The organism is Lentilactobacillus otakiensis DSM 19908 = JCM 15040 (genome assembly GCF_001434145.1).
GTDB classification, from domain to species: Bacteria; Bacillota; Bacilli; order Lactobacillales; family Lactobacillaceae; genus Lentilactobacillus; species Lentilactobacillus otakiensis.
In genome coordinates this window covers 283,787-308,614 of the sequence record NZ_AZED01000014.1, presented here as the reverse complement: position 1 = coordinate 308,614, position 24,828 = coordinate 283,787, and the positions used below count along the sequence as shown (strand labels likewise).

General features: G+C 43.1%; 23 protein-coding genes and 1 other RNA gene. 8 read left to right on the top strand and 16 right to left on the bottom strand.

The genetic code is table 11. From position 1 onward, the window contains the following. Positions 1-4 precede the first annotated feature (4 nt). From pyrR to FD05_RS09005, 5 genes are all read right to left on the bottom strand, one after another. A complete protein-coding gene (gene pyrR / locus FD05_RS09025; RefSeq protein WP_013727896.1) occupies positions 5-538 on the bottom strand; it encodes a bifunctional pyr operon transcriptional regulator/uracil phosphoribosyltransferase PyrR in 534 nt (177 codons plus the stop codon). A 90-nt stretch (positions 539-628) separates the two neighbouring features. After that, entirely contained in the window at positions 629-1,537 is a 909-nt protein-coding gene (locus FD05_RS09020) for an RluA family pseudouridine synthase (RefSeq protein ID WP_020280259.1), read from the bottom strand. Positions 1,538-1,553: 16 nt separating this feature from the next. Next, complete coding sequence (gene lspA, locus FD05_RS09015) at positions 1,554-1,994, bottom strand: signal peptidase II (protein ID WP_020280260.1); 441 nt, start codon at positions 1,992-1,994, stop codon at positions 1,554-1,556. Between the two features lie 14 nt (positions 1,995-2,008). Continuing rightward, entirely contained in the window at positions 2,009-3,670 is a 1,662-nt protein-coding gene (locus tag FD05_RS09010) for a formate--tetrahydrofolate ligase (RefSeq protein ID WP_020280261.1), read from the bottom strand. A gap of 50 nt (positions 3,671-3,720) precedes the next feature. Next, complete coding sequence (locus FD05_RS09005; RefSeq protein ID WP_039932345.1) at positions 3,721-4,107, bottom strand: EbsA family protein; 387 nt, start codon at positions 4,105-4,107, stop codon at positions 3,721-3,723. Between the two features lie 31 nt (positions 4,108-4,138). Here FD05_RS09005 and FD05_RS09000 point away from each other — a divergent pair, with 31 nt between their 5' ends. After that, positions 4,139-4,528: a ribonuclease HI family protein gene (locus tag FD05_RS09000; protein ID WP_020280264.1), complete on the top strand. Its 390-nt coding sequence runs from the start codon at positions 4,139-4,141 to the stop codon at positions 4,526-4,528. Here the strand turns inward: FD05_RS09000 and FD05_RS08995 are convergent. The 5 genes from FD05_RS08995 to FD05_RS08980 all read right to left on the bottom strand — a co-directional run bounded on the left by FD05_RS08995 (position 4,525) and on the right by FD05_RS08980 (position 8,329). Further along, positions 4,525-5,637, bottom strand: a complete 1,113-nt coding sequence (locus FD05_RS08995) for an NAD(P)/FAD-dependent oxidoreductase (protein ID WP_020280265.1) — start codon at positions 5,635-5,637, stop codon at positions 4,525-4,527. The two genes, FD05_RS09000 and FD05_RS08995, sit on opposite strands and share 4 nt — an antisense overlap. A gap of 50 nt (positions 5,638-5,687) precedes the next feature. Beyond that, complete coding sequence (locus FD05_RS08990; protein ID WP_039932347.1) at positions 5,688-6,857, bottom strand: THUMP domain-containing class I SAM-dependent RNA methyltransferase; 1,170 nt, start codon at positions 6,855-6,857, stop codon at positions 5,688-5,690. A 66-nt stretch (positions 6,858-6,923) separates the two neighbouring features. Continuing rightward, positions 6,924-7,297, bottom strand: an RNA gene (gene rnpB, locus FD05_RS11550) — RNase P RNA component class B. Between the two features lie 25 nt (positions 7,298-7,322). Then, on the bottom strand, positions 7,323-7,703 hold the full coding sequence (gene gpsB, locus FD05_RS08985; protein WP_020280267.1) for a cell division regulator GpsB: 381 nt from the start codon (positions 7,701-7,703) through the stop codon (positions 7,323-7,325). 53 nt (positions 7,704-7,756) lie between these two features. Further along, positions 7,757-8,329 carry an SLOG family protein gene (locus tag FD05_RS08980; RefSeq protein ID WP_039932349.1) on the bottom strand — a complete coding sequence of 191 codons (573 nt, stop codon included), beginning with the start codon at positions 8,327-8,329 and terminating at the stop codon, positions 7,757-7,759. Between the two features lie 125 nt (positions 8,330-8,454). Between FD05_RS08980 and recU the strand changes: the two genes are divergently transcribed. Both recU and FD05_RS08970 read left to right on the top strand, forming a co-directional pair. Next, positions 8,455-9,054, top strand: a complete 600-nt coding sequence (gene recU / locus FD05_RS08975) for a Holliday junction resolvase RecU (protein ID WP_020280269.1) — start codon at positions 8,455-8,457, stop codon at positions 9,052-9,054. 18 nt (positions 9,055-9,072) lie between these two features. Then, the gene (locus tag FD05_RS08970; protein WP_020280270.1) at positions 9,073-11,421 is read left to right on the top strand and encodes a PBP1A family penicillin-binding protein; all 2,349 of its coding nucleotides are present in this window, start codon (positions 9,073-9,075) and stop codon (positions 11,419-11,421) included. Between the two features lie 95 nt (positions 11,422-11,516). Here the strand turns inward: FD05_RS08970 and FD05_RS08965 are convergent, their stop codons facing one another. The 5 genes from FD05_RS08965 to FD05_RS08945 form a co-directional block, all read right to left on the bottom strand. After that, entirely contained in the window at positions 11,517-12,230 is a 714-nt protein-coding gene (locus tag FD05_RS08965) for a DnaD domain-containing protein (protein ID WP_020280271.1), read from the bottom strand. Positions 12,231-12,274: 44 nt separating this feature from the next. Further along, positions 12,275-13,555, bottom strand: a complete 1,281-nt coding sequence (asnS, locus tag FD05_RS08960) for an asparagine--tRNA ligase (protein ID WP_020280272.1) — start codon at positions 13,553-13,555, stop codon at positions 12,275-12,277. Between the two features lies 1 nt (position 13,556). After that, the gene (locus FD05_RS08955) at positions 13,557-14,777 is read right to left on the bottom strand and encodes a pyridoxal phosphate-dependent aminotransferase (protein ID WP_020280273.1); all 1,221 of its coding nucleotides are present in this window, start codon (positions 14,775-14,777) and stop codon (positions 13,557-13,559) included. Between the two features lie 19 nt (positions 14,778-14,796). Beyond that, positions 14,797-15,303, bottom strand: coding sequence for a cell wall elongation regulator TseB-like domain-containing protein (locus FD05_RS08950; RefSeq protein WP_020280274.1), 507 nt, complete (start codon positions 15,301-15,303; stop codon positions 14,797-14,799). Positions 15,304-15,367: 64 nt separating this feature from the next. Further along, positions 15,368-18,205 carry a helicase C-terminal domain-containing protein gene (locus FD05_RS08945; protein ID WP_039932352.1) on the bottom strand — a complete coding sequence of 946 codons (2,838 nt, stop codon included), beginning with the start codon at positions 18,203-18,205 and terminating at the stop codon, positions 15,368-15,370. 194 nt (positions 18,206-18,399) lie between these two features. On the opposite strand from FD05_RS08945, the gene mvk reads away from it, so the two are divergent. From mvk to fni, 4 genes are read left to right on the top strand one after another with little or no spacing between them, the layout of a single operon-like run. After that, positions 18,400-19,377 carry a mevalonate kinase gene (gene mvk / locus FD05_RS08940; protein ID WP_020280276.1) on the top strand — a complete coding sequence of 326 codons (978 nt, stop codon included), beginning with the start codon at positions 18,400-18,402 and terminating at the stop codon, positions 19,375-19,377. Further along, positions 19,358-20,344, top strand: coding sequence for a diphosphomevalonate decarboxylase (gene mvaD / locus FD05_RS08935; RefSeq protein WP_020280277.1), 987 nt, complete (start codon positions 19,358-19,360; stop codon positions 20,342-20,344). Before mvk ends, mvaD begins: the two co-directional genes overlap by 20 nt. Positions 20,345-20,364: 20 nt before the next feature. Next, the gene (locus FD05_RS08930) at positions 20,365-21,450 is read left to right on the top strand and encodes a phosphomevalonate kinase (RefSeq protein WP_020280278.1); all 1,086 of its coding nucleotides are present in this window, start codon (positions 20,365-20,367) and stop codon (positions 21,448-21,450) included. A gap of 3 nt (positions 21,451-21,453) precedes the next feature. Beyond that, complete coding sequence (gene fni / locus FD05_RS08925) at positions 21,454-22,488, top strand: type 2 isopentenyl-diphosphate Delta-isomerase (protein ID WP_020280279.1); 1,035 nt, start codon at positions 21,454-21,456, stop codon at positions 22,486-22,488. A 56-nt stretch (positions 22,489-22,544) separates the two neighbouring features. On the opposite strand, the gene FD05_RS08920 is transcribed toward fni, so the two are convergent. Then, on the bottom strand, positions 22,545-23,909 hold the full coding sequence (locus tag FD05_RS08920) for an RsmB/NOP family class I SAM-dependent RNA methyltransferase (RefSeq protein WP_020280280.1): 1,365 nt from the start codon (positions 23,907-23,909) through the stop codon (positions 22,545-22,547). A gap of 77 nt (positions 23,910-23,986) precedes the next feature. Between FD05_RS08920 and FD05_RS08915 the strand changes: the two genes are divergently transcribed. Beyond that, entirely contained in the window at positions 23,987-24,814 is an 828-nt protein-coding gene (locus FD05_RS08915; RefSeq protein WP_020280281.1) for a Cof-type HAD-IIB family hydrolase, read from the top strand. The last annotated feature ends 14 nt before the right edge of the window (positions 24,815-24,828 follow it).

Below are 24,828 nucleotides of genomic sequence, written 5' to 3'. Positions count from 1 at the left end.
AGAATTATTTGATGAGTTCAACAGCATCCTTATCATCAATCTCTGATACGTAAACCTTGATCTTTTCCTTTTGAGAACTCGGAATATTTTTGCCAACAAAATCGGCGCGAATCGGGAGCTCACGGTGACCACGGTCAACCAGAACTGCTAAGTTGATGCTCTTTGGCCGGCCTAAATCCATAACAGCTGAGAGCGCTGCCCGGACAGTTCGGCCAGTGTACAACACATCATCAACTAAGATGACCCGTTTCCCTTCAATGGAAAAATTGATTTTATTGTTGGACATCTTGACATCACTGCTCATCGCGTCATGTTCGATATCATCACGATAATTAGTAATATCCAACTCGCCAACGGGAATCGAGACATTTTCCAATTGTTGGAGCCGATCGGCAATCCGATTTGCTAAAAAAATTCCACGCGTTTTGATGCCGATTAAAACGAGGTCTTCGACACCTTTATTTTTTTCAACGATTTCATAAGTAATTCTGGTTAAGGCCCGCTGCATAGCCATTTTATCTAGTATTATCTTTCCCATTAGTAAAAGCTCCTTAATTGAGTAACGTTTGTACCTGATGATTACATTAAATGCTATACCTCTTCAGAATATGAAAACAACGCGGGATTGTCAAGATCCTAGCGCGTTGTTTAATCGTAAATTATTAAGTGTTCGTTCAAATATTTCTGGTAGTGGTGCTGAAAAAATCATTAATTCATGGGTTTTAGGATGTTCAAATCCCAGCTCTTGCGCATGGAGGAATTGGCCGTTGCCGGCAATCGTTTTCCTAGGCCCATACAAGGGATCACCCACGATTGGATGACCAATGTATTTCATGTGAACCCGGATTTGGTGTGTCCGTCCGGTCTCAAGTCGACACGCAACCAAGGTATAATCAGCGAATCGCTCTAAGACCTCAAAATGGGTCACCGCATGACGGCCATCAGGAACAATTGCCTGCTTTTTGCGATCTTTGGGCGACCGTCCAATTGGTGCATTAACGACACCAGAATCTTCACTAATGCGGCCGTGAACAAGGGCAACATATTTTCTGAGGCTTTTCTGTTCTTTCAATTGTTGTGAAAGAAATTTGTGTGCTGCATCATTTTTTGCGACCATCAATAGACCTGAAGTATCTTTATCAATTCGGTGGACAATTCCGGGACGGTACTCACCGTTGATGGTCGAAAGCGGGCTATGATACAGCAACGCGTTGACCAGGGTATGGTCAGGATGGCCAGGGGAAGGATGAACCACCATCCCCTGAGGTTTGTTAACGACAATCACATCGTCATCTTCATACACGATGTCGAGTGGGATGTTCTCAGGTTCTAAACTGATGGGTTGCGGCTTGGCATCCTCAATTTCAACTTGATCATTTGGTTTGACCTTATATTTCGGTTTGGCAGCTTCGCCATTAACGTGGACGTGCCCATCATCAATTAAATTTTTAGCTCGTGAACGGCTGACTGACGGATCGAGCTCCGGGATGACTTTGTCCAGTCGGCCGTTTTGATCGGAAATAATATATTTTTTCAAAATGATCGACCCCTCGTCAGCCTTCGCGAATAATCGCGATTGCCAAAAGCAAAATTCCAAACGTCAAATACATATCAGCACAATTAAAAATTGGGAAGTTGATAAAATCCAGTTGGAACATATCGACCACATGATTGTTCACGATCCGATCAATCACGTTTCCAAGGGTTCCCGCCAACAACAGACCAAGTCCAATTCGATAAGGAATGTTTGACCAGTACCTAAAGATAAAATATGAAACTAGGATTGCCGCTAAGATTGCGATAATCACAAAAATAAACTGATGTCCGGATAGAATGCTCCAGGCCGCACCGGTATTATTGATTCTAGTGATCGACAATAAACCATTGACGACGGATACTGATTGACCGAGTGCCAAGCTGGCGACCACAAAATGTTTAACTAACTGATCAATCACAATTAAGGCAATGATCCCAATTGCATAAAGTACTGGCAAAATAAACGCCCCTTTTAGAACAGGCCGGTAATCCGCCCCTGTTCATCAATATCCATATCGAGAGCTGCCGGATGAGTTGGCAGACCGGGCATGGTTAAAATTTTTCCTGTAAGTGCCACAATAAATCCAGCACCCAATTTCAGTTGCAAATCTGACACGTGAATCTTGAAGTTTTCCGGCGCACCTAATTGTTTGGCATCATCGGTAAATGAGTATTGAGTTTTAGCCATGCAAACCGGCATCTGGTCGTAACCCAATTTCTTAATTCGTTTCAAGGCATTTTTAGCTTTGCTTGAAAATTCGATGCCATTGCCACCATAAATTCTAGTGACGATCTTTTCCATTTTATCTTCAATTGAATCGTCATCGGCATATAATTCATGGAATTTGGCTGGCTGTGCACATGCATCCATCACATCTTTGGCAAGATTAATGGCACCTTTGCCACCTTCTGCCCAACTATTAATAATCGTGCCGGTAACTTGCAATTCATTAGTAACATAGTTTTGCAGATACGTCAGCTCATCATCGGTATCAGTTGCAAACTTGTTAATGGCAACAACAACTGGTTTGCCATATTGCTGCATTCCTTCGACGTGCCGTTTGAGGTTAACAACGCCCTTTTTGAGTGCATCCAGATTTTCCTCGTTAAGTGTCTTCTTATCAGCCCCACCGTTGAGTTTAAGTGCCCGAACAGTTGCTACCACTACAACACAATCTGGTGATTGCTGAAGACGTGGTGTCACAATATCCATGAACTTTTCAGCGCCTAAGTCTGAACCGAATCCGGCCTCGGTAATCGCGTAATCACCGAAATGAAGAGCAGCTTGTGTGGCCAATATGCTGTTACATCCATGGGCGATATTGGCAAACGGGCCGCCATGGATAAATGCAGGGGTATGTTCGATGGTCTGAACCAAGTTAGGCTTAATGGCATCTTTGAGTAATAATGTTAATGCCCCTTGAACATGTAAATCAGCCACGGTAACCGGCTGGCGATCATAAGTATAGCCAATTAACATTTTGCTAATCCGTTTCTTCAAATCAGTTAGACTGGTAGCTAAACACAAAATGGCCATCAATTCACTGGCAACTGTGATGTCAAAGCCATCTTGACGAGGCACGCCAGAAGTTCGGCCACCCAAACCAACTACAACTTGACGCAATTCACGGTCATTCACATCCATCACCCGTTTCCAAGTGATTTGCCGCGGATCAATGTTCAATTGGTTGCCATGTTGAATATGGTTATCAATTAAAGCTGCCAAGGTATTATTGGCTTCTGTGAGCGCATCAAAATCACCAGTAAAGTGTAAATTGATGTCGTCCATTGGCACAACTTGAGCATAACCGCCACCAGTTGCGCCGCCTTTCATGCCCATCACTGGGCCAAGAGATGGCTCCCGAAGTGCCAGGACAACCTTTTTATGTAGTTCGTTTAATGCATCGCCAAGACCAATGGTAACAGTCGTCTTACCTTCACCAGCAGCCGTTGGGTTGATCGATGTGACTAAAATTAATTTACCCTTGGCTTTTTCAGTAGTTGGGTCAAAATTAATTTTTGCCTTATACTTGCCGTATTGTTCAATTTGGTCTTCAGTAATGCCAATTTTTTTAGCAACTTTGGTAATTGGTTCCATAGCAGTTTCTTGGGAAATTTCAACATCGCTCTTCATAATGATAATGACCCTCCTAAATAACTATCGACAGACAACAATACCAGACATTATTTGTTGGAAATCAATTCTTTTATTTCAATGACTGAGTTAGCAGGTAAAATAAAACTATAGATCTTTGTATTAGCAACAAAGGCTAATTGGTACTTTGACGTTTGGACATGGGAAATCTGGTCCAAATCTAAAGTTAGCCAGTGCGGATTGGTAATTCTGCTGACAATAAATTTGTCGTTATACACATTGATGCTCCGGAAATGAATTTCCGCCCAGACAATGACCGCAAACAATACAAAGAAAAACAGTGTAATCCATTGAAAATGTGTGATCTCAAGCCAGATGATGACACCAATAAAAAAGATGACAAACGTCCAGCTCCAACAAATAATGCTGCTTAATGGGCTTGGTTGATAAAAGAAGTGACGCTTTTGGGTTATCATAAATAAACTCCTTAAAGAAAGTGTAGATAAGATGATTAAACTATATACAGATGCAGCCGTCAATCAACATACCGGGCACACGGCAATCGGACTGTTGATCGTTCATAACGGCAAACAACTTCAGCTAAATGACGTGATTGAACCGACAAATAATCACGAAGCTGAGTTTATCGCTGCAATCACAGGATTTGAAAAGTTGATTGATTTAAAGATTGATCCGACTGAAATTATCTTTTTCAATACTGATAGTAAAATTGTGGTTGACAGTTTGAATAAACAATACGCCAAGCATTTTGAAACCTACGTTGATCAACTTCTCGCATTACAAGATCGGTTCACAACAGTCGTCAACACTTGGATTCCTGATAGCCAGAATATGGGCGCCCACAATCTCGCCATTCAAGCACTGCACTCGATCTAGACGATATACCGGCTCACAGGTTTTGTATACTGAGACCAATCATCGAGTGGACCACCCAAAATAGCCTGTGCCAGGAAATAACCAATAATCGGACCCGTCGTCAAACCTGAAGATCCAAGTCCGCCGCCAATTAGAAAGTTTGGCAGCATCGGTACAACACCAAAAAACGGTGCGAAGTCATCGGTATAAGCTCGAGTGCCGACGCGCATATCCGTAATTTGGCTTTCAGACAAATTGTCTATAAAAGCCTGAGCATTTTTGAATAGTTGTTTGCGAGCGGCCGCTTTGGGTGTCAGATCAAAGCCCTCATCATTTTCATGGGTCGCACCAATCACTAATTTACCGCCGTTGAACGGAATAATGTCACTCATACTTTCAGGCATCATCACAGGCATATCCTTCCACCGATTGGGCATGTTGATTGTTATATCAATCAACTGCCCTTTTTGTGGTCGAACTTTGATATTCAGTCCCAATGGCTGCAAAGTTTCATGCATCCAGGCGCCAGTTGCAATGATCACTCTGTCAAACTTCCGCGGACCATCATGAGTCTCAAGGCTGCCATCGGCTGTTAACGATACCCGTTGGTGACTGACCTGAACATTGTTTTGCTCTGCTCGAGTCAGCAATTCCGTCACAAAGTTGGCCCCATCGATTCGTGCACCACCACTGACAAAAATGCCTTCCGGCGCATTTGTTAACAGCGGCATTCGTCTTTGGACTTCATCAGCGTCAAGTAATTCAACATTTCCCATCGCGGAAGTGTGCTGAATTTTAATTTCGGCTTCATGATAAAGTGCCAACAAATCATCATGACTCTTTCGAGTGACAATTGTCCCACTTTGCTGATAGGCTCTATCGCTTAGCTGGGCTGCTTTAACCAATTCAGGGTATAATTCCGCACCCCGCTTTGCTAAAGCGTACCAGCGCTTGTTTCGGCGCTTTGACAGCCACGGAGAAATGATTCCTGAGGCTGCTTTTGTTGCTTGACCAGTATCATCATCAAATAAGGTGACCTGGACATTTTCATTTCCTTGCAAATCACTCAGATAAAATGCGGTTGTTGCACCAATAATGCCGCCGCCAATGATTGCGATTTGTTTAACCATCTACCCACTTCTTTTCGCCAAGTTGTTCTTATTTTAGCATATTTTTAAACTTATTTCGTTCGAATTTGGTCTAAACTACTCAAATCTCGAACTTTTTTGCCCCAAAATTGGAAATAGTCCGTCCTTATGGAACCGTTGTATAATTTTCGCCGTTTAGTTGCTTTTGCACCGTAATACTTCTCAAAGTCCAAATCTGAAGTTAAGAAGTATTTGGACCAACTCGTTAACGGATTGAAGACCTTTCCCATTTGCTTGTACAATTCATGGGCATGCTCCTCATCACTCATCCGTTGACCGTATGGTGGATTACCAACGATCACGCCGTTGACTTTGTCGGTTTTGAAATCGGCAACTGCCAATTGCTTAAAGTGAATATCAGCCAATAAACCAGCTTCCTCAGCATTTCGCTTTGAAATTTCAATCATGTTGCCGTCAATATCACTGGCTGAAATATCTAATTCAATATCGTAATCAGCTTTTGAATCAGCGTCGTCACGAACCTTTTGAACCATATCGCCGTCAATCCAAGGCCATTGTTCACAGATAAAATCACGGTTAAAACCGGGAGCGATATTTCGACCAATCATTGCTGCTTCAATCGGAATAGTTCCGGATCCACAGAAGGGATCTAAAAATGGCATTTCAGGATACCAGCTCGTCAGCATCACCAAAGCTGCGGCCATGTTCTCTTTTAGAGGTGCAGTCCCTTTTTCAACTCGATAACCTCGTTTAAAAAGACTTGAGCCAGTGGTATCCATCGTTAACATCACATGATCTTTGTTAATGGCAACCTCTAATGGAAATTCAGCACCGGTTTCAGGTAGTCGGGTGTGACGGTGATAAGCGGTGCTTAATTCATTCACAATGGCTTTTTTAACAATCGCCTGAGAATCAGGCACACTATGAAGTTTTGAATTTCTGGAGCGGCCTTCAACTGGGAAAGCGGCATCCATTGGTAACATTTTGTCCCAAGCAATGGCGGTTGTCTGCTCAAATAATTCATCAAAGGTTTGGGCATCAAATTCGTCAACGATAATTTTGATTCGATCAGCGGTTCTCAGCCAAAGATTAGTTTTAATAATATCTGTTTCATCACCGGTAAAACGCACCCGGCCATTTTCAACTTGAACTTCGTAGCCTAGATCACGCATTTCTTTGCCGACTAAGGCTTCAATTCCGGCGGCACATGTGGCCATTAATTTGAATTTCATTTTATCCATCTCATTTCATATTCTGGGTAACAAAAAAGTGGGAGCAAGCTCCCACTCAACCTGTTTGGTGTAAATCCCTGTAAGCCATGTTTTGTGCTTATTATATCCCAGGACGACATAACAAGTAGTAATCATCTATCTGAGAAATATCGAAATACTTCTCCCCCACACTTGGTTCATTTACCGTGTGTGAAGCTCCCCTACCAAAAGTTTGGGTTTCCCGCTCGAGGGGTTTACCGCGTTCCATCAGCATAGTTTCCTACACTGTTCGTCACTGTGGCACCTTAGGGAATTAAAGCATAGCAAAGCCTTAGCCTTAATATCCGCCGTAACTCACAAAGAGTCCCCCGGCTTATTTTTTCACCGAGCACGAACACTACGGGCATCTCAGCCCGTGCGAGAATGGACTTTCCTCAGCCGTAACAATACGACCGCAATTACTCAGGATTTACACCATTTAGTTATATGCAAGCTTTAAAGCCTGTGTGAATCATTGGTATTATTATCAAGTTGTGATCCGAATACTCGTCTTTCAAGGTTGGAAAGGCGTTTCAAAATGTCCATATTGGTTGCACTTGACATTGGCTGACTTGGTGCAGTTCTGGTTGGTGCCGTGCCACTGGTTGATGGCATCGGTTGAGAACCGGATACAGCAAGCTGCTTGTTCAATTCGTCAACTTGGACTTTTAAACGCTCGTTTTCGTCACTAAGAGATTGGAGTTCTTTGTTAAAGGTTTCATAGTCCTTGATGATGTCGTCCAAGAAACTGTCAACATCGTTAGGATCATAGCCACGCATCTTTTGTTTGAACTCTTTTTGAAGGATATCCTTCGGAGTATAATTAATGTTTTCCATTTATGGGTTACACCTCACTATTTGCAACAAACCACCTAAAATAATATCATAAATTAGTCATCTTGAACACTATTATTCAAGTTTTCCTGATATTCATCCGCAGCGCTTTGTAAATCGTCGAAAGTAATTAGCTTATACGGATATGGATGGTTCTCTGCAAATTTTTTTATTTTATCATAATCGTACTGCGATTTCCCTGGATTATCTAAATCATATATCAATAATGCCTGATCCGTATGGCTAAGCATGAATTCTTGGTAATTTCTTAACTGTTGCGGCGATTGATACGGCTTTTCTGACACTGCTGCAGAAAAATCAACCTTGGCTTTCAATGTTTGCAGCTTGGCTTGATTGTTCTCATTCCAATTATTACCAAATTCCGCAAAAGGCAACATCATTGATGTTTGAAATTCACCAGGATAATCTTTTTTTAAATTCAATGCCATTTCGAGCGACCATTGTTCAATTCCCAGTTGCCCACCAGAAATCAGCCAGTCCATGCCGTCGACAATTGCTTGACTAATTTCACTTTTTAAAACCGAATCGATGACTTTTCGTTTTGGATCGTCATCTTTAAAAATTCCTAACTCATAACTTCGATAGCCGGTTACCCACAAGCGGCTCATGATATCACCCTAACGATTAAATATTTTAAATAGAGACTCTACTTGGTATAATAACATTATTGTAGTTATTATTAAGTTAAATGAAGTACAATATAACTATTCACAAAAAAGGAAGTTCATGTTTAATGACTATCAGATACCCGAATGGAAATCAGTTTCGCGGACAACCAGTTTCTTCTGGTACCAGCAATGATTCAATTGACTTCTCAAATCGTGGAATGACTTTGGAAGATGAAATCAACAAAAGCAATCAGTATTACCTGCGTGAAGGAATCGCGGTCATTCATAAAAAGCCGACCCCAATTCAAATTGTTTCTGTTGATTATCCCAAGAGAAGTGCTGCCAGAATTAAAGAGGCTTATTTTCGTCGTGCTTCAACCACTGATTACAATGGTGTTTATCATGGAAAATATATTGACTTTGATGCCAAAGAGACCAAGAATAAAACATCGTTCCCATTAAAAAACTTTCATGAACATCAAGTTGAACATATGCGGCAATGCCTTGATCAACAAGGCATTTGCTTTGCGATCATCAAATTTGTGTCTGATCAATCAGTCTACGTGCTTAAGGCAACTGACCTGATTGCCTACTGGGATGATCAAAACAAAGGCGGCCGTAAATCCATTCCAAGAAAAGTCATTGAACAGGAAGGCTTTTTGATTCAATACAGGATTAACCCACTACTACCCTATCTTAAGGCGGTTGATTCTTTCATCGAATAAGTTACGAAGGAGAACTCTATGTCACAGAACAATCCTAAGAACTCCCGTGCTGAAGTTCGGCGCGGACGACAGTTTAGCAATACCCATAAAAAAGGACCATTTCGTCGAATCCTCAAATGGGCTTTAATTTTGGTCGGCGCATTATTCCTCTTTGGTGCCGGCTTGTTTACGTATTATGCGGCCAGTGCCCCAAGAATTACTCGATCGGCTTTGACCAGCGATAACTCAACCAAATTCTATGATGCAAATGGCACGGTTATTTCACGTTTGGGCAGCCAAAATCGAGATTATGTTAAATCCAACAAGATTCCCAGAACCCTTAAGCGGGCCGTTGTCTCGATTGAAGATCGACGCTTTTATAAACACCATGGAGTTGACCCGATTCGAATTGCTGGAGCAGCCATTTCCAACTTAACTGGGTCATCACTCGGCCTTCAAGGTGGTAGTACCCTTACTCAGCAATTAGTTAAATTATCAGTTTTCTCCACGGCTGCCAGTGATCGGACGCTTAAACGAAAAGCACAGGAAGCTTGGCTTGCCATTAAAGTCGAAAACCGCTATTCCAAGAGTCAAATTTTGGAATTTTATATCAACAAAGTTTATATGGGTAATGGCGTTTACGGGATGCAAACCGCCGCAGAGTATTATTACGACAAGACGCTTGACCAATTAACTCTGCCTGAATTTGCTCTACTTGCAGGGATGCCACAATCACCGACTTTATATAATCCATACAAGTATCCACAATATGCAACCAAACGACGCGATGAAGTTCTGGATGCCATGGTCAAAACAAAAGCCATTACACAACAACAGGCGCAATCCGCCAAGAATACCAGTGTTAAGGCGCATCTTTCCGAAACTCATGCCAAAGCACGCACTTCTGAAAAAACATCCAAATATATTGACTCTTACTTAAAACAGGCAATTGAAGAACTTGAGGACAAAGGTTATAAACCAAATAGCGGGCTCAAAGTTTACACTAATTTGAACATGAGCGCCCAAAAGAAGCTTTATCAAGTCAGCAACAATGATCCAACAATCGCCTATCCTAACGATCGATTCCAAGTCGGAGCGACCGTTGTGGATGTGAATAACGGTCGTGTTGTTGCAATGCAAGGTGGTCGCAAGACTAAAGTCGCCTTTGGCCTTAACCGTGCTGTTCAAACCGGACGTTCATCTGGATCGACTGCCAAGCCGATTATGGATTACGGTCCAGCAATTCAGTACTTAAAATATCCGACCTACCAACCAGTCAAAGATACCCCGTACGTCTATCCTGGAACAGATAAGTCAGTTTATGATTTTGATAATAAGTATCAAGGGACCATTACAATGCGAAAAGCGTTAGTTGAATCACGGAATATTCCTGCGATTCGTACACTTGAAAACGTTGGCGTACCTAAGGCCACAACCTTCTTGAAGAATTTGGGAATGTCCTTCAGTAAACCACTTGAAATTCAAAACGGAATTGGCCTTTACATTTCATCGGAACAGTTGGCCGCTTCATATGCTGCCTTCTCGAATGGTGGAACGTATTATAAGCCATATTTGATCAACAAAATTGTTCAAGTCAATGGTGTGACTCACAAATATCACAAACAAGGTAAACGGGCAATGTCCCCTGCGACCGCTTTTATGATTACCAACATGCTTAAAGGCGTCATGACCGACTCACAAGGTTCTGGAACTGCAGCAAAGATTTCTGGATTATATGAGGCCGGTAAAACCGGTACCACTCAGTATCCTGATGACTATTTGAATAAAGTGCCTGCCATGTCCACCATGGATTCATGGTTCTCTGGCTATACGAAGAACTATTCGTTGGCAATTTGGACCGGCTATGATCATCAATTCAAGGCCAATTCCTATGTCACCTCAGCACAAACGACAATTGCTCAACAAATTTACAAAAATGTTATGGGCTATATTTCAGAAGACAAGCCCAATACAGACTGGACTCAGCCAAGTGACGTTGTAGCAACCAACCGTGGCGGCCAGACTGAATATTATGTGGCAGGTTATCCGGGAACTGTCACCGACAACAGCTCCAATCAGACAACCAGTGGTTACACAACTGACAGTGGTTCAAGTTCCAGCTCAGCAGTCGTGACCCAGCCAAGAGAAAATGAAAGTTCAAGCAGTGCTGAGAGTTCCAGTGAATCATCTGAATCCACTCCATCCGAGCAAAAGCCAAGCGGAGATGGCGGAGATGGTGGTTCTGACAGCAGTTCTGCAAGCTCTAGTTCCACTGATAATGGCGGCAGTGGTGGTAATAGCGGCGGCGATGGCGGTAACACCACGCCAGATACTGGCGGCAACACCAATACCGACAGCAATAACGGCGGAGCAGACGTCACCCAATAAAAATCAAATCAAACGATAGTTGTAAGAAATTTTCTTGCAGCTATCGTTTTTTATATACGAAAAAAGATCGACATTTTTTATTGCCGATCTTCCAGTTATTTATTTGAATTTCCCGATAAGTTGATAAACGGAATATCTGGCCCATCATACCCATTTGAGATATCATCCGAATGGGGATTCTTCCGGGTCTTCTTATATGCCTCAACTTGTGCGGGGGTTTTAAGATTCTTTTTGTACCAGTTACTAATGATTCGATCCATATACTTCAAATTGTAAACTTGATTCAACACTGCCTCTTTTAAAGCCAACTGAATCAACTCCGGTGAATAGTGATCAATATCCAGCCACTGACTGATGGATTCCATTTCGATTGGCGACAGCGTTCTGCCGAATTCTTGCTCAATGCTTTGGAAAACCGCCTGACGTTGCGTACTGTCAACAATATCAGTTGTAGTAGATGATGTCAGCCGTCCGTCCTCTTCTGGCTTAAACATTGCCAACTTTTCGTACATTGGTGTGAAATCATACGCATCAACTTGTTGACCTTCGATCGTGATTTGAGTGATCTTCGTTAACTTTTTTTCGATCATTTGATGAAAGAGATTGAACAGCTGTTGCTCAGAATAACCAGTTTGATCATGCAAATCAGCCATTTCAGGCATCGGGATGACCAAATCGTGGTCACCTTTGATCAGCAGATAAATAAACAACTCCTGATTGTTGATACCAATCTGATGATAATTTGCCAACAAATAATTGCTGACCGTGGTTTGCCCAGCTGACAAAATGCTGTGTGCATAATCATCCATTCAAATCGCCTCGGATCCTCTTAAAATGACTGTGACATTTCAGTCTATGGATAAATTCGGTTAAGTAATCTTGGGAATGGAATTGCCTCACGGACATGGTCCTCACCTGTTAACCAGGTCAAGGCACGTTCAAGTCCCAATCCAAATCCAGAATGCGGAACACTTCCGTACTTACGGAGATCCAAGTACCATGAATACTCCTTAGGGTCTAAGCCGGCTTTGACAATTTGGTCATAAAGGTAATTGTAATCGGTTGCCCGTTCTGAACCACCGATGATTTCCCCATAACCTTCAGGCGCCAACAAGTCAGCACAAATAACCACGTCATCGCGGGTTGGATGTGGCTTCATGTAAAATGGCTTAATTGCCTTTGGATAGTTAATGACAAAGACTGGTTGGTTAAATTGATCTGCCAGGAAAGTCTCCTCAGGTGAACCGAAATCAACACCCCATTCAAGATCAAAACCACCCTTTTTGAGCATGTCGATTGCTTCATCATAACTAATGCGAGGGTATGGTAAAATCGTATATTTTTTAAGAACTTCAGGATCACGATCCAAGGTCTTTAATTCCATTTCACAATTTTTAAGAACCCGAGTGACCAAGTAAGCGATGTAGCGCTCTTGAATTTCCAAACTTTCCTCTTGGTGCATAAAGGCCATTTCGGGTTCAATCATCCAAAATTCGATCAAATGGCGACGGGTCTTGGATTTTTCCGCTCTAAAAGTCGGCCCAAATGAAAAGACCTTGCCAAAGGCTTCGGCACCAGCTTCTTCGTATAACTGACCACTTTGAGAAAGATAAGCATCCCGATCAAAATATTCAGTATGGAATAAAGTGGTGGTTCCCTCTGGTGCACTACCGGTCAGAATTGGCGCATCAATTTTAATAAATCCTTCGTCATTGAAAAAATCATAAGTTGCTTTGATGACTTCATTACGGATCCGCATAACGGCATGTGGTCGACTAGATCTCAACCATAGGTGTCGGTGATCCATCAAGAAGTCAATACCATGTTCTTTGGGTGTAATTGGATAATCATGAGCTTCAGAAATCACTTCAATGGTTTCAATTTCAATCTCATAGCCAAATTTAGACCGGGAATCTTCGTGAATAATTCCTGTGACCCACATACTGGTCTCTTGTTTAACTTCCTTGGCCAATTCAAAAACTTCCGGGGTAACATTGTTTTTCACGACCACACCTTGGAAAAAGGCTGATCCATCACGGAGCTGCAGGAAAGCAATCTTCCCACTTGAGCGTTTATTGGTTAACCAAACACCAATTTTGACTTTTTCGTTAACGTACTTTGGGGCGTCAACCATGTTAATTTGTTTCAATTCCGATCCCTCCAGATACTTGTTTTTTTAAAAATTGATTCATAAATTTAGTAATTCGATCAACCGCTGTCAACAAATCTTTCAAGCTGGCAGCATAACTTAATCGCAAGTAGCCGGGCATGCCAAACGCATCCCCGTCAACGACAGCAACGTGTGCTTTATCCAGCAAAAGATCAACCAACTCCCCAGATGTATTTACTCCAGCAAGTTTGATGGCTTCTTGAACATTTGGGAACAGGTAAAAGGCACCCTGAGGTTTAACTGCCATCTTAAATCCAGGGATTTTTTGAACCAGTGGATAAATCGTATTCAGTCGTTCTTCAAAAGCGACTCGCATCGATTCCACCTCAGTCTGGTCTGATTCAAAAGCTGCAATTGCCGCATACTGGCTAACAGTCGCTGGGTTCCCAGTCGAATGAGAAAGGATGGCGTTCACCTTGCTAATGAGCTCAGGAGCACCGGCAACATAGCCAATCCGCCAACCGGTCATGGAATAAGCTTTGGATACGCCATTGACCAACACCGTTGATGCAGCAATTTCGTCACTAATTTGAATGAGTGACACAAACTGATTTTGGTTATACATCAATTTGCCATAGATATCGTCGGCAATCAAAGTGACATTGTGCAGAACAGCCCATTTACCAATCGCTTCCAGTTCATCCCTGGAATAAACGGTCCCGGTTGGATTCTGTGGCGAATTGATTACTAAGACCTTGGCATCCCTGGAAACAGCATCGTCCAGGGTTTTAGTCGTAATTTTAAAATCATCGCCAGTCTCAACAACCACCGGCTTGCCACCGGCTAGGAGAACCTGTTGCTTGTAGCTCACCCAGCTTGGCCGTGGTAAGAGAACTTCAGAGCCTTGATCTACTAACACCTGCATCAAAACGTACAGCGCCATTTTAGCCCCATTGGTCACACTAATCTGATCAACCGGGTAAATGACCCCGCAGTCCTTTTTGATCCGTTCTGCAATGGCTTCTTTTAACTGAGGCAATCCACTTGCCGGCGTATAGAAACTCGTCTTACCGTCCTGAATTGCTTTGATGGCAGCATCTGCAATCACTTTAGGCGTTTTAAAATCGGGTTCGCCAATGCCTAAATTAATGACTTCGATGCCCTTTCTGATCATTGCTTTGGCAGTGTTAGAGACTTTTACAGTTGCGGAAGGCGTGACCTGCATCGCCCTATCAGAAAATTTCATTAAAGTATCCTTTCATGAATTAAATATTTTCGATTGATTTATAAATTGCCCCATTCTTGAAACTAATGGTTGTAAAGCACAAGTTGCCTTTAGAATTCATATAACTGGCCACCCAGTATGGTTTGGACTTGATCAAAGTCAGCCCAATCCCATTCAACTTTGCCGGGTGCTTCTGGCGCTGAATCACATTCTTTGCTTGTTGTTCGGTAATGCCACTGTTGCGGTTAATGACGGTTACTGTTCCGCCCTTCTTGGCAACAATCACATAGACGTTCTTATTCTTGTTATCGACACCGGAAACCGAGTAGTAGGTTTTGCCTAAATTAGAAGTGTAGAAGGAGTCTACATCTCGTAAACCGGCATACTTTTTCGCAATGGTCTCGGTTTGGCCACGGGCAATTGTCATTGGTCGTTCTGCGGTATGCATGATAATGAAGAACGTAAAGCAGAGAATTAAAATAACGGCGATCACGATCCAGGAAATTTTAACATATGATTGTTTTTTTACTCTTCGATGCCGTTGCATGTTATCTCCCTCTTAAATTTCGTTATTTCTAATTATAGCAAATAAACTGCCCGACAAACGGACATTAATTTCTGCTTTCAAAAAACTTAACCATGTCCAGCACGCAATCATCAATATCGCCTTGGATAACGGGAATATCGTTTCGCAGATTTGATAGAATTGTGCTGCCGTATCGTTTGGATAACAACCTTGGATCCAAAATAAAGATCGTCCCAAAATCATCCTTGGTTCGGAGCAGCCGTCCCATGCCCTGACGGAGCCGTAGCGTCGCTTTGGGGAGCGTAATACTGTAAAACGGATTCTTACCCTTACTCCGTTCAATTGAGTACAGCGCGTGATTATATGGATCTGATGGCGTATCAAATGGTAATTGCGCAACAATCAAATTTTCCAATAAATTCCGCGGGAAATCAACCCCCTGCCAGAATGTGTTGGCACCCAGCAGGATTGCCGGTTCGTGGTGAATAAATTGCTTACTGATTTTAGAAGCCGTTCCATGAACACCCTGCGCCAAGACAAAATGGGTGGCGGTAAAGCCATTCTCCTGAAGCAAATGATAAGTTCGCTCAATCGCGTTTAACGAATTAAACAACACCAAAGTCTGCCGCGGCTCATTCTTATAAATGGTTTCAATATTGGCGGCCACTTTTTCCAGATACGTATCTGAGTTGGTGGCAAACTGCTGATCATCTTGACCGGTCACCAAATACAATCTTGCCTGATCTTTTGGATTAAAGTCACTCTTCAGACGTTTAATAGCCGAATCTTCACGACTAATCCCCAATAAGTTATAGATGAACTGCGATCGCCGCGACGAAAAGATTGTCGCGCCAGTGAAGGTCACCGGTTCAAAGGCTGAGTAGACGTGATCTCGGAGATAATCCTCGGTTTTCAAAATCCCCCGATTCAAAGTCAAACTATTAACATCTTTGACATTATTGACTGTCACCCAAGTCACATGCTGCTCAATGGATTTGTCGTCGACATCAATAATGGACAACAGCAATCTCAATTTATGATTAAACTCATTATAATTTTCAAAAAATGAATAAATGCTCAAGAAATCATGGTTGGTATAGGCACCCGCATTGTGATCAATCTGGGTATTTAAGGTTGCCAGCAAGCCATCCAAACTGTCATGAACTGCCCTTAGTTTCTTGATGGAAGCCTGGTTGGCACTAATGACCGACTTCATTTCAGTAATCGGAATGAGCCGCTCAAAGAACTCAACATTGCGATGGAGCCGTTTACCTTTAACCACCATTTCGAAAAAGGTCTGGATTACATTGGCAACCAAGTTCTTGCCTTCACGAAGCTGCCCGTCAAGTTCACTAATGGCGTGATCCAAGATTGCATCTTCACCGACAATTTCTCTGATATTATCCTCGTGGGTGCCGTTAATGTTTGCCAGAATTTTGTTAATCGTGGTAATCAGCGATAACGGATTGATGCGTTCCTGATTATTGCGAATGGCAGTCTCGGCAAATTGTTGGGTTTCATCAATTAACAGATAGGGCTTGGTTGGCAAGTCCTTGAAGTATTGCCAATTTTTGATTAAATAACTGTGATTCACAATGACAAAGTCGGCACTTTCAGCTTTTTGTAAGTTGTAGCGCAGAAAATCGTCGTCATAAAACGGTTCATTTGGATCAAGCCACTTAACACCGGTGTGCTGAATTTTCCAGACAAATGGTGTCTGGTCGACGTTTAAATGCAGTTCATCCAGATCACCAGTCGTGGTCACCGTCAGCCACACTAAAATCTGCGCCTTAATAAACGCAGTTTGACTGGAACTGTCCGGAACAAATAATAGGTTGCGGAATTTATAGAGATCAATATAGTGACTGGCACCCTTTAAGATGACGCTGTGGACTTTAAATGGCAGCCCTTCGTTTAACATTGGCAGGGTTTGGTTCTGCAGCTGAAACTGCAAATAAGTCGTGGAGGTACTGATGACCGCTGGTTTCTTGGCAGATACCAAGTAACTGAGCGGCAAACAATAACCCAAACTTTTACCAATCCCAGTTGGGGCTTCGATTAACAATGTTTTGGCATCGTGATGTTGCGGATCTGCATAGTTGTTGTAGATCAGGTTCATCATTTTGTTTTGTTCCAGGCGTGATTCCAGGTTGTCGGGTAAAATCTTTTGCTTGGCTTTCTTAGTCTTTGGATATCGGAAATCCTGTCGACCGGCCTCATCGGTTTGATCAACTGAATCATGTTTCCGTAAAACGAGTCCTGAAGAAATTCGTAGCTGATCCGGCAGCTTGGGCGTGTGAACCCGCTTACGATTAGCCTCATCGGCGTCCAAAAAGACCTGCATCGTATCTTGAGGCAGGGATGGATTCACGCTGATGATCTGCTCCAAGGTGATTCTTGGCAGCATTTGGATTTGTCGAAGTAAGATCAGCAATAGTTTGGCTGTTGCCATTGCGTCACTGTCTGCGGTGTGGGGATGATCGTGCTCAATATTGAAGTAAGCACTCAGATCCTGAAGCCGATAGCTGGACAAGGTGGGCAATAGTATCTGGCTCAACGTGACTGTATCGATGGCTTCAATTTGTAATTCAGGATAGCCGACCCGTTGAAATTCCGAATTTAAAAATGGAAAATCAAAGTTGACGTTATGGGCGACAAAGACCGTATTGTTCAACAGGGAATAGAGTTGAGCGGCAACCTGATCAAAAGTTTTTGCTTTTTTAAGTCGTTCGTTGGTAATGCCGGTTAACTGCACGATTCGATTGGGTACTTCTCGTTGCGGGTTAATATCAGTTACGAACGTTTTTATAATTTTATTGTTGGAAACCAAGCAGCAGCTGAACTGAATTGTCCGGTTATCGGCGGCAATATCCGTCCCGGTCGTTTCAATATCAACAACTGCGAAGGTGGTTTTTGAATTCATTGTCATTCACCAATCTGATTTATTAGCTGACTTTTCTTAAATATTCACTAACTTTAATCATACTACAAGCTAGATGTGATAATCTACCATGGAAAGAAGTCGAATTATTTATGAATCTCTAAAAATATCTTTAAAACGTTCTCGAATCAGTGAACTATGATAAAATTGGAATGTTTGAAAGTGAGCGGATAAAGTTGAAAGATAAAGCAACTGGAAAAAGTTACGCAAAAATCATTTGGTTTGGTGAGCACAGTGTCGTATACGGGCAGCCGGCAATTGCCATTCCAATCTATTCTGTAGACGTCACAGCAACCTTGAAAAAAATCCCCAGTGGGCAAGAAATCCACTGCCGTTATTTTGATGGCCCGATCAGTGAAATGGCCGACAATTTGCGTGGCGTTAAAACGTTAACCAACCATCTGATTAGCCTATTTGGCGCCCAGGACCTTTCATTTGATCTCAATATTGAGAGTAAATTACCTTCCGAACGTGGGATGGGTTCTTCAGCAGCAACGGCGATTGCGATCGTCCGGGCCTTCTTTGGCTTTTTTGAAGTCAATTTGACCAGAATCCAACTATTAAAATTAGCTGACATTGAAGAAAAAATTACCCATGGCAATCCAAGCGGCTTAGATTCGGCAACTGCCAGCTCCAACATGCCAATTTGGTTTGTCAAAAATGAAATTAACGAACAGATCGATTTTAATCTCCCTACCTCTTCACTTGTCATCGCTGATAGCGGAATCAAAGGGAAAACATCTGAAGCCGTTTCGCTGATCCACGATAATATCGTCGACGAACCTGAAACAGCCAAACCGCTCATAGAGGAGCTTGGGAAGATTGCTGTATCTGCCAAGGATGCATTGGCAACGACTGATGATGAACGATTAGGCAAATTAATGAATCAGTCTCAACGCGATTTGGCTCAACTCGGTGTCAGCAATCAGACGCTTGACACTTTCTGTCGGGTTGCCTGTGACAACCGCGCCTTGGGTGCCAAACTGACCGGTAGTGGCCTAGGCGGTTGTGTGATTGCCTTGGCAAAAAATCAAAGCGACGCCCAACAAATTTCCACGGCGCTCAGATCAGCTGGCGCCACTCAAACTTGGATTCAATCATTTAAGAACTATCAATTTTCAACAGGAGAAGCCCATGACAATCTCGTCAGATAAGATCGTTACCGCGATTGCCCATACGAATATCGCCTTAATCAAATATTGGGGCAAACGGAACGCAGAATTTATTATTCCATATACCGGCAGTCTCTCGTTGACGCTGGATCAATTTTATACTCAAACCAGTGTTCAATTTGATGCCAGCTTGGACCAGGATTCGGTTTCGATCGATGATCAACTGATTGATGGTAATGGCTGGCAACGGGTTCACGATTTCTTAAACATTGTTCGTCAGCAGTCAGATATAACCTTAAACGCCCGAGTAAAATCCGAAAACCACGTGCCGACTGCCGCTGGATTGGCGTCGTCCGCCTCAGCATTTGCTGCCCTGGCAGCGGCTGCCAGTCGAGCTGCGGGAATGGACTTGGACTTGCAAGCCCTATCCCGATTGGCTCGTCGCGGTTCTGGATCCGCTTGTCGATCAATATTTGGCGGCTTTGTAGAGTGGCAGCGTGGCACCAACGATTCCGATTCCTACGCAGTTCCAATCGAAACGCCTAATTTAAATGACATTCGAATTGTGGCCCTGACGGTCGAAAAACACCACAAACCAATTTCAAGTCGTCAAGGAATGGCGTTATCAGTCACCACTTCGCCGTACTATCCAACCTGGGTAAAGGTGGTCGAATCAGACCTGCAGAGTATTAAAACGGCAATTAACGCCGATGACTTTACCCGTTTTGGCACCATCAGCGAATTAAATGCGATGCGGATGCACGCCTTAACGTTGAGTGCCAATCCAGATTTTCTTTACTTTACTGGGGATACGCTTGAAGCCATGAACGAAGTCAAACGACTTCGGCATTCCGGCATTGAGTGCTACTATACAATTGACGCTGGGCCAAACGTCAAAGTGATTTGCCAAAAGCAAAATGCGGCCGCAATTACTGACACATTTTCGAAAATGTTCGGGCCTGAAAAAGTCACGGTTGCTCAGCCAGGACCGGGTGTGAAATATTTATAAGCAAGAAAGGAAATGATCCGTTGATTAAGGTTAAAGCTCCGGGAAAATTATATATCGCCGGTGAATACGCGGTAGTCGAAACCGGCTACCCTTCTATTATTGTGGCTCTTGACCAATTCGTTACTGTCGAAATTTCTCGGAGCAAGTCTTACGGCAGTATCGTTTCAAAACAATATCGCGAGGATTCTGTTTACTGGCGCCGTCGTGGCGATCAAATGATTCTTGATAATCGTGATAATACTTTTAACTACATAATTTCAGCCATTCACTTGACTGAAGAATACGCCCAATCACTTGGCCGGTCGATGGAAGTCTATGACCTGCGGATTAATAGTGATTTGGATAGTCCCAATGGTAAAAAGTACGGTTTGGGTTCTTCGGCTGCTGTCACTGTTGCAACCGTCAAGGCACTCTGTCAATTTTACAAATTACCATTAACCAAAAGCAAACTATTCAAATTATCAGCGATTGCTCATTTAGATGTCCAAGGAAATGGCTCACTGGGCGACATTGCCGCCAGCGTTTATGGTGGTTGGATCGCCTACCGCTCCTTTGATCGCAGCTGGTTAATGGCTGCCAGAATGCAGGAAGATCTCATCGAGTTGGTCAATAAACCATGGCCGCATCTCAAAATTACCCAACTGACTCCCCCCGATGACTTAAAATTAATCATCGGCTGGACAGGTTCTCCGGCGTCTACTTCTCATTTAGTTGATAAAGTGGCGATTCAGAAGAGCAATCAGCACGAAACTTATTCGCAATTTTTAGCAGAAAGCAAATCCTGCCTGGAAGAACTGATTGACGGCTTCAAAGATGGGAGTCTTTCAGTCATCAAACATGGTATTCGTCGCAATCGAGAAATTCTCCAGCATTTGGCTGAGTTCACCAAAGTCCCAATTGAAACGCCAATTCTCAAAAAAATGTGTGATATTGCTGTGGATCATGCCGCAGCTGCTAAATCCTCCGGTGCCGGAGGTGGAGATTGCGGAATTGTGGTTGCTGACAAGGATACCGATATTGATTCAATGATCAAGCATTGGGAGGAGAATGGCATTCAACAGCTCACTCTTAAAGTGCACCCAGTCATTGATCTCGACAAGGAGTAGCATATGACGTCACAACACTCACATCGAAAAGACGAGCACGTTTCGTTGGCCGAAAAATTTTACACAAATGACGACACCGCTTTTGACGGTGTTCGTTTTATTAACACCAGCCTGCCTAAATATTCATTAGACGAAATCGATCTTTCAACCCAGATTGCCAGGATTCCACTAAAGACGCCTTTCTACATCGAAGCCATGTCTGGTGGCAGTGAACACACAAAAGAAATTAATCGTCGGCTGGCTTCAATTGCCAAAGCAACTGGCCTAGCGATGGCAGTTGGCTCAGAAAGCGTTGGCTTGAGTGACCCCAGCGTGAGTGATTCTTTCACGGTGGTTCGACAAACCAATCCGGATGGCGTTTTGTTTGCCAATATTGGGGCCAATCATCCTTTCGAAGACGCCCAAGCTGCGGTTGATATGATTGGTGCCAATGCACTGGAACTCCACATTAACGTTGCCCAGGAATTAGTGATGCCGGAAGGTGATCGTCAGTTCGACTTTGTTGAAAACATCCAACAAATTGTTGAACACGTTAACGTGCCAGTTGTTGTCAAAGAAGTTGGCTTTGGGATGAGTCAAGAAACGATCGCGCAACTCGCCAAAATTGGCGTTGAGTCTGTGAACGTGAGCGGTCATGGTGGCACAAATTTTGCGGCCATCGAAAATTTCCGCCGTCACTCTAAAGATATGGCCTACCTCAAAAATTGGGGATTGAGCACAATTGAATCCCTAATGGAAGCCCGCTCATTTAACAATCAATTGACTGTCATTGCTTCCGGAGGGGTCAAATCACCATTAGATGTCGCTAAATGCTTAGCGTTAGGCGCATCAGCGGTTGGCGTTGCTGGCTATTTTCTCCACGACATCATCCATCAAAGTGATGATCAAATCATCGCTGACATTAAAGAATGGCAGTATGGACTAAAAGCCATCATGTTGATGTTGAATTGCCAGAGCATTTCTGATTTGCAGCAACAACGACTACTTCTTGACCCACAACTTATTTCATATTTAAATCAAAGAAAATTGACCTACTAAAAAGAGTTAAATCAACAACTGAGAATTACCTTCTCAGATTGTGATTTAACTCTTTTTTAAACGGCAAACCTCAACCCTTTTGGAAAGAAGTTCTTAGCCGTTCCGTTGACAACTTTAGCGAAGCCAACCGGCTGATTTTCACAGACTAACAGATACCAGCCCTTCTTCAGGTCTGAGCTAACTTGGAAGGTATCACCATGGACATATTTCTGCCATTCAGCCTGATCAATCGTTATTTTTTGAACAGCTTGATCTGGGTGCAGTGCCAAGGCTAAGCCATAGCTAGGTTCAAAGCGATTTTTCTTGAATGTGCCAATTTCCAATCCCAACCGCACAATCTTGACCCGAGAAAGATTGGGGGTCTCCTCAGGCACTGAGTATAAGTGATCTTTAAAGACGACCAACTTCTGGAAATGAACATGATTAAGTGTTTCTTTGGCAAACTGATCAAATAATTGATTTTGATCCTTCGTCGGCATTTCGATATTTTTACTAATCCCGCGAAAACGTCGTGGTTCCTTCACGTTGTCAATGTTGACCGGCTTTTTGAGTTTGGCAATGAAGTGGCCTTCACCATTAAAGTGATGTGGGAAAATACGGACACACTTCGTTAAGTCAGCATTTCCATTTGCCCATTCAGGTTTGCCATCATCCATCCCAGCAAACTTCTTGATGGGTTGAATTTCGAAACCATAGGTGTCAACCAACCAGGCAATGATCTGTTCATCTTCTTCCGGTGCGAATGTACAGGTCGAATAGATCAGTTCTCCACCTGGCTTCAAATTCTTAACTGCTTGGGTCAAAATCGTTCGCTGTCGGGATGCACATTCAACTGGATAATCCAGGCTCCAATACTGAATAGCATCGGGATCTTTTCTGAACATCCCTTCACCGGAACATGGAGCATCCACCAAAATCCGGTCAAAGAATTCCGGCAGCTGGGCAGCTAAGTGATCTGGATCGGTATTGGTCACAATCGTATTGGTCATCCCAAACCGTTCCACATTTTCCACTAATGCCTTAGAGCGCTTACTATCAATCTCGTTGGCAATCAACAAGCCAGTATTTTTCAGATAACTTCCCAGGTGGGTGGTCTTACCCCCCGGTGCGGCACATAAATCCAGGACTTTCTCATTGAGATTAGGATGAGCGACCTCGCCGACGTACATGGCACTGGGTTCCTGACTGTAAACTGCGCCACTTTGATGATCAACGGTCTTCCCACTCACCTGGCCATGATAGCCAAACTGGCAATGTTCAGTGGGTTCGCTCAGGTCCAAATCGGCTGGCCGATGAGCCTTCAATGGGTTGATTCTGAAGCCTGGAGTGGTCGGCTGATCAAAACTGGCAATGAACTTATCGGCTTCCACTTCCCCCATTAATTGTTGGTATTTATGAATAAAATCACTTGGTAAATGCATTCTAATCTCCCTTTTGGGTACTAATAATTGACGTGTTATGAGTTTTCAGATAGTATGAATGGATATGTTAGTAAGGAGTGATCACAATTACGAAAAAATTAATCGCACTCGACTTGGACGGCACCACCTTAAACGATGACAGCCAGATCAGCCCACAAACCGCTGAAACCATTCGTGCAGCTGCACGGCAGGGCTACATAGTGAGCATTGTGACCGGCCGTCCCAATAGACTTTCTGAAAATTTTTATGATGATTTAAAATTGGAAACCCCAATGATTAATTTCAATGGCAACCTTGGCATTTTACCACATCAAGAGTGGAATCGTGAATACCAATACACCATCGATAAAGAAATCGTGACGGAATTACTTGAAAAAAGCAAGCCGCTCGGCCTTTCCCTCATTGCCGTGGAGGGACGAGACATGTTCTTGGCCAACCGCGGTCTTAATACCGGCTTTGGCTTTTTCCCAAGCAGTTTGAAAACTAATCAGGTGTTAAGTCGAAAGAGCTTAAAGACTAATCCGATTAGTATCACGGTTCAAGTGGAGCCGGAATTGAAGCAAGGCCTGATTAATTTCGTTGAACAACAATTTGGTGATCAAGTGGAAGTCTCCCCTTGGGGTGGCCCACATCCAATCGTTGAAATTGCAACCAAAGGTGTCCACAAATCAACCGGGTTAAAATTCCTGGCCGATTACTATGGTGTTCTGCAAAAAGATATTATTGCGTTTGGCGATGAAGGCAATGACCTGACCATGATGGAGTATGCCGGAACCGGTGTCGCTATGAAAAACGCCATCGACAAAATTAAAAATTCTGCCGATGAAGTCACTGATTTCACTAACGATGATGACGGCGTTGCCCGGTATCTACAGGATCATTTAGATATTGCTGTAGGACAATAATGAACATAAAAGCG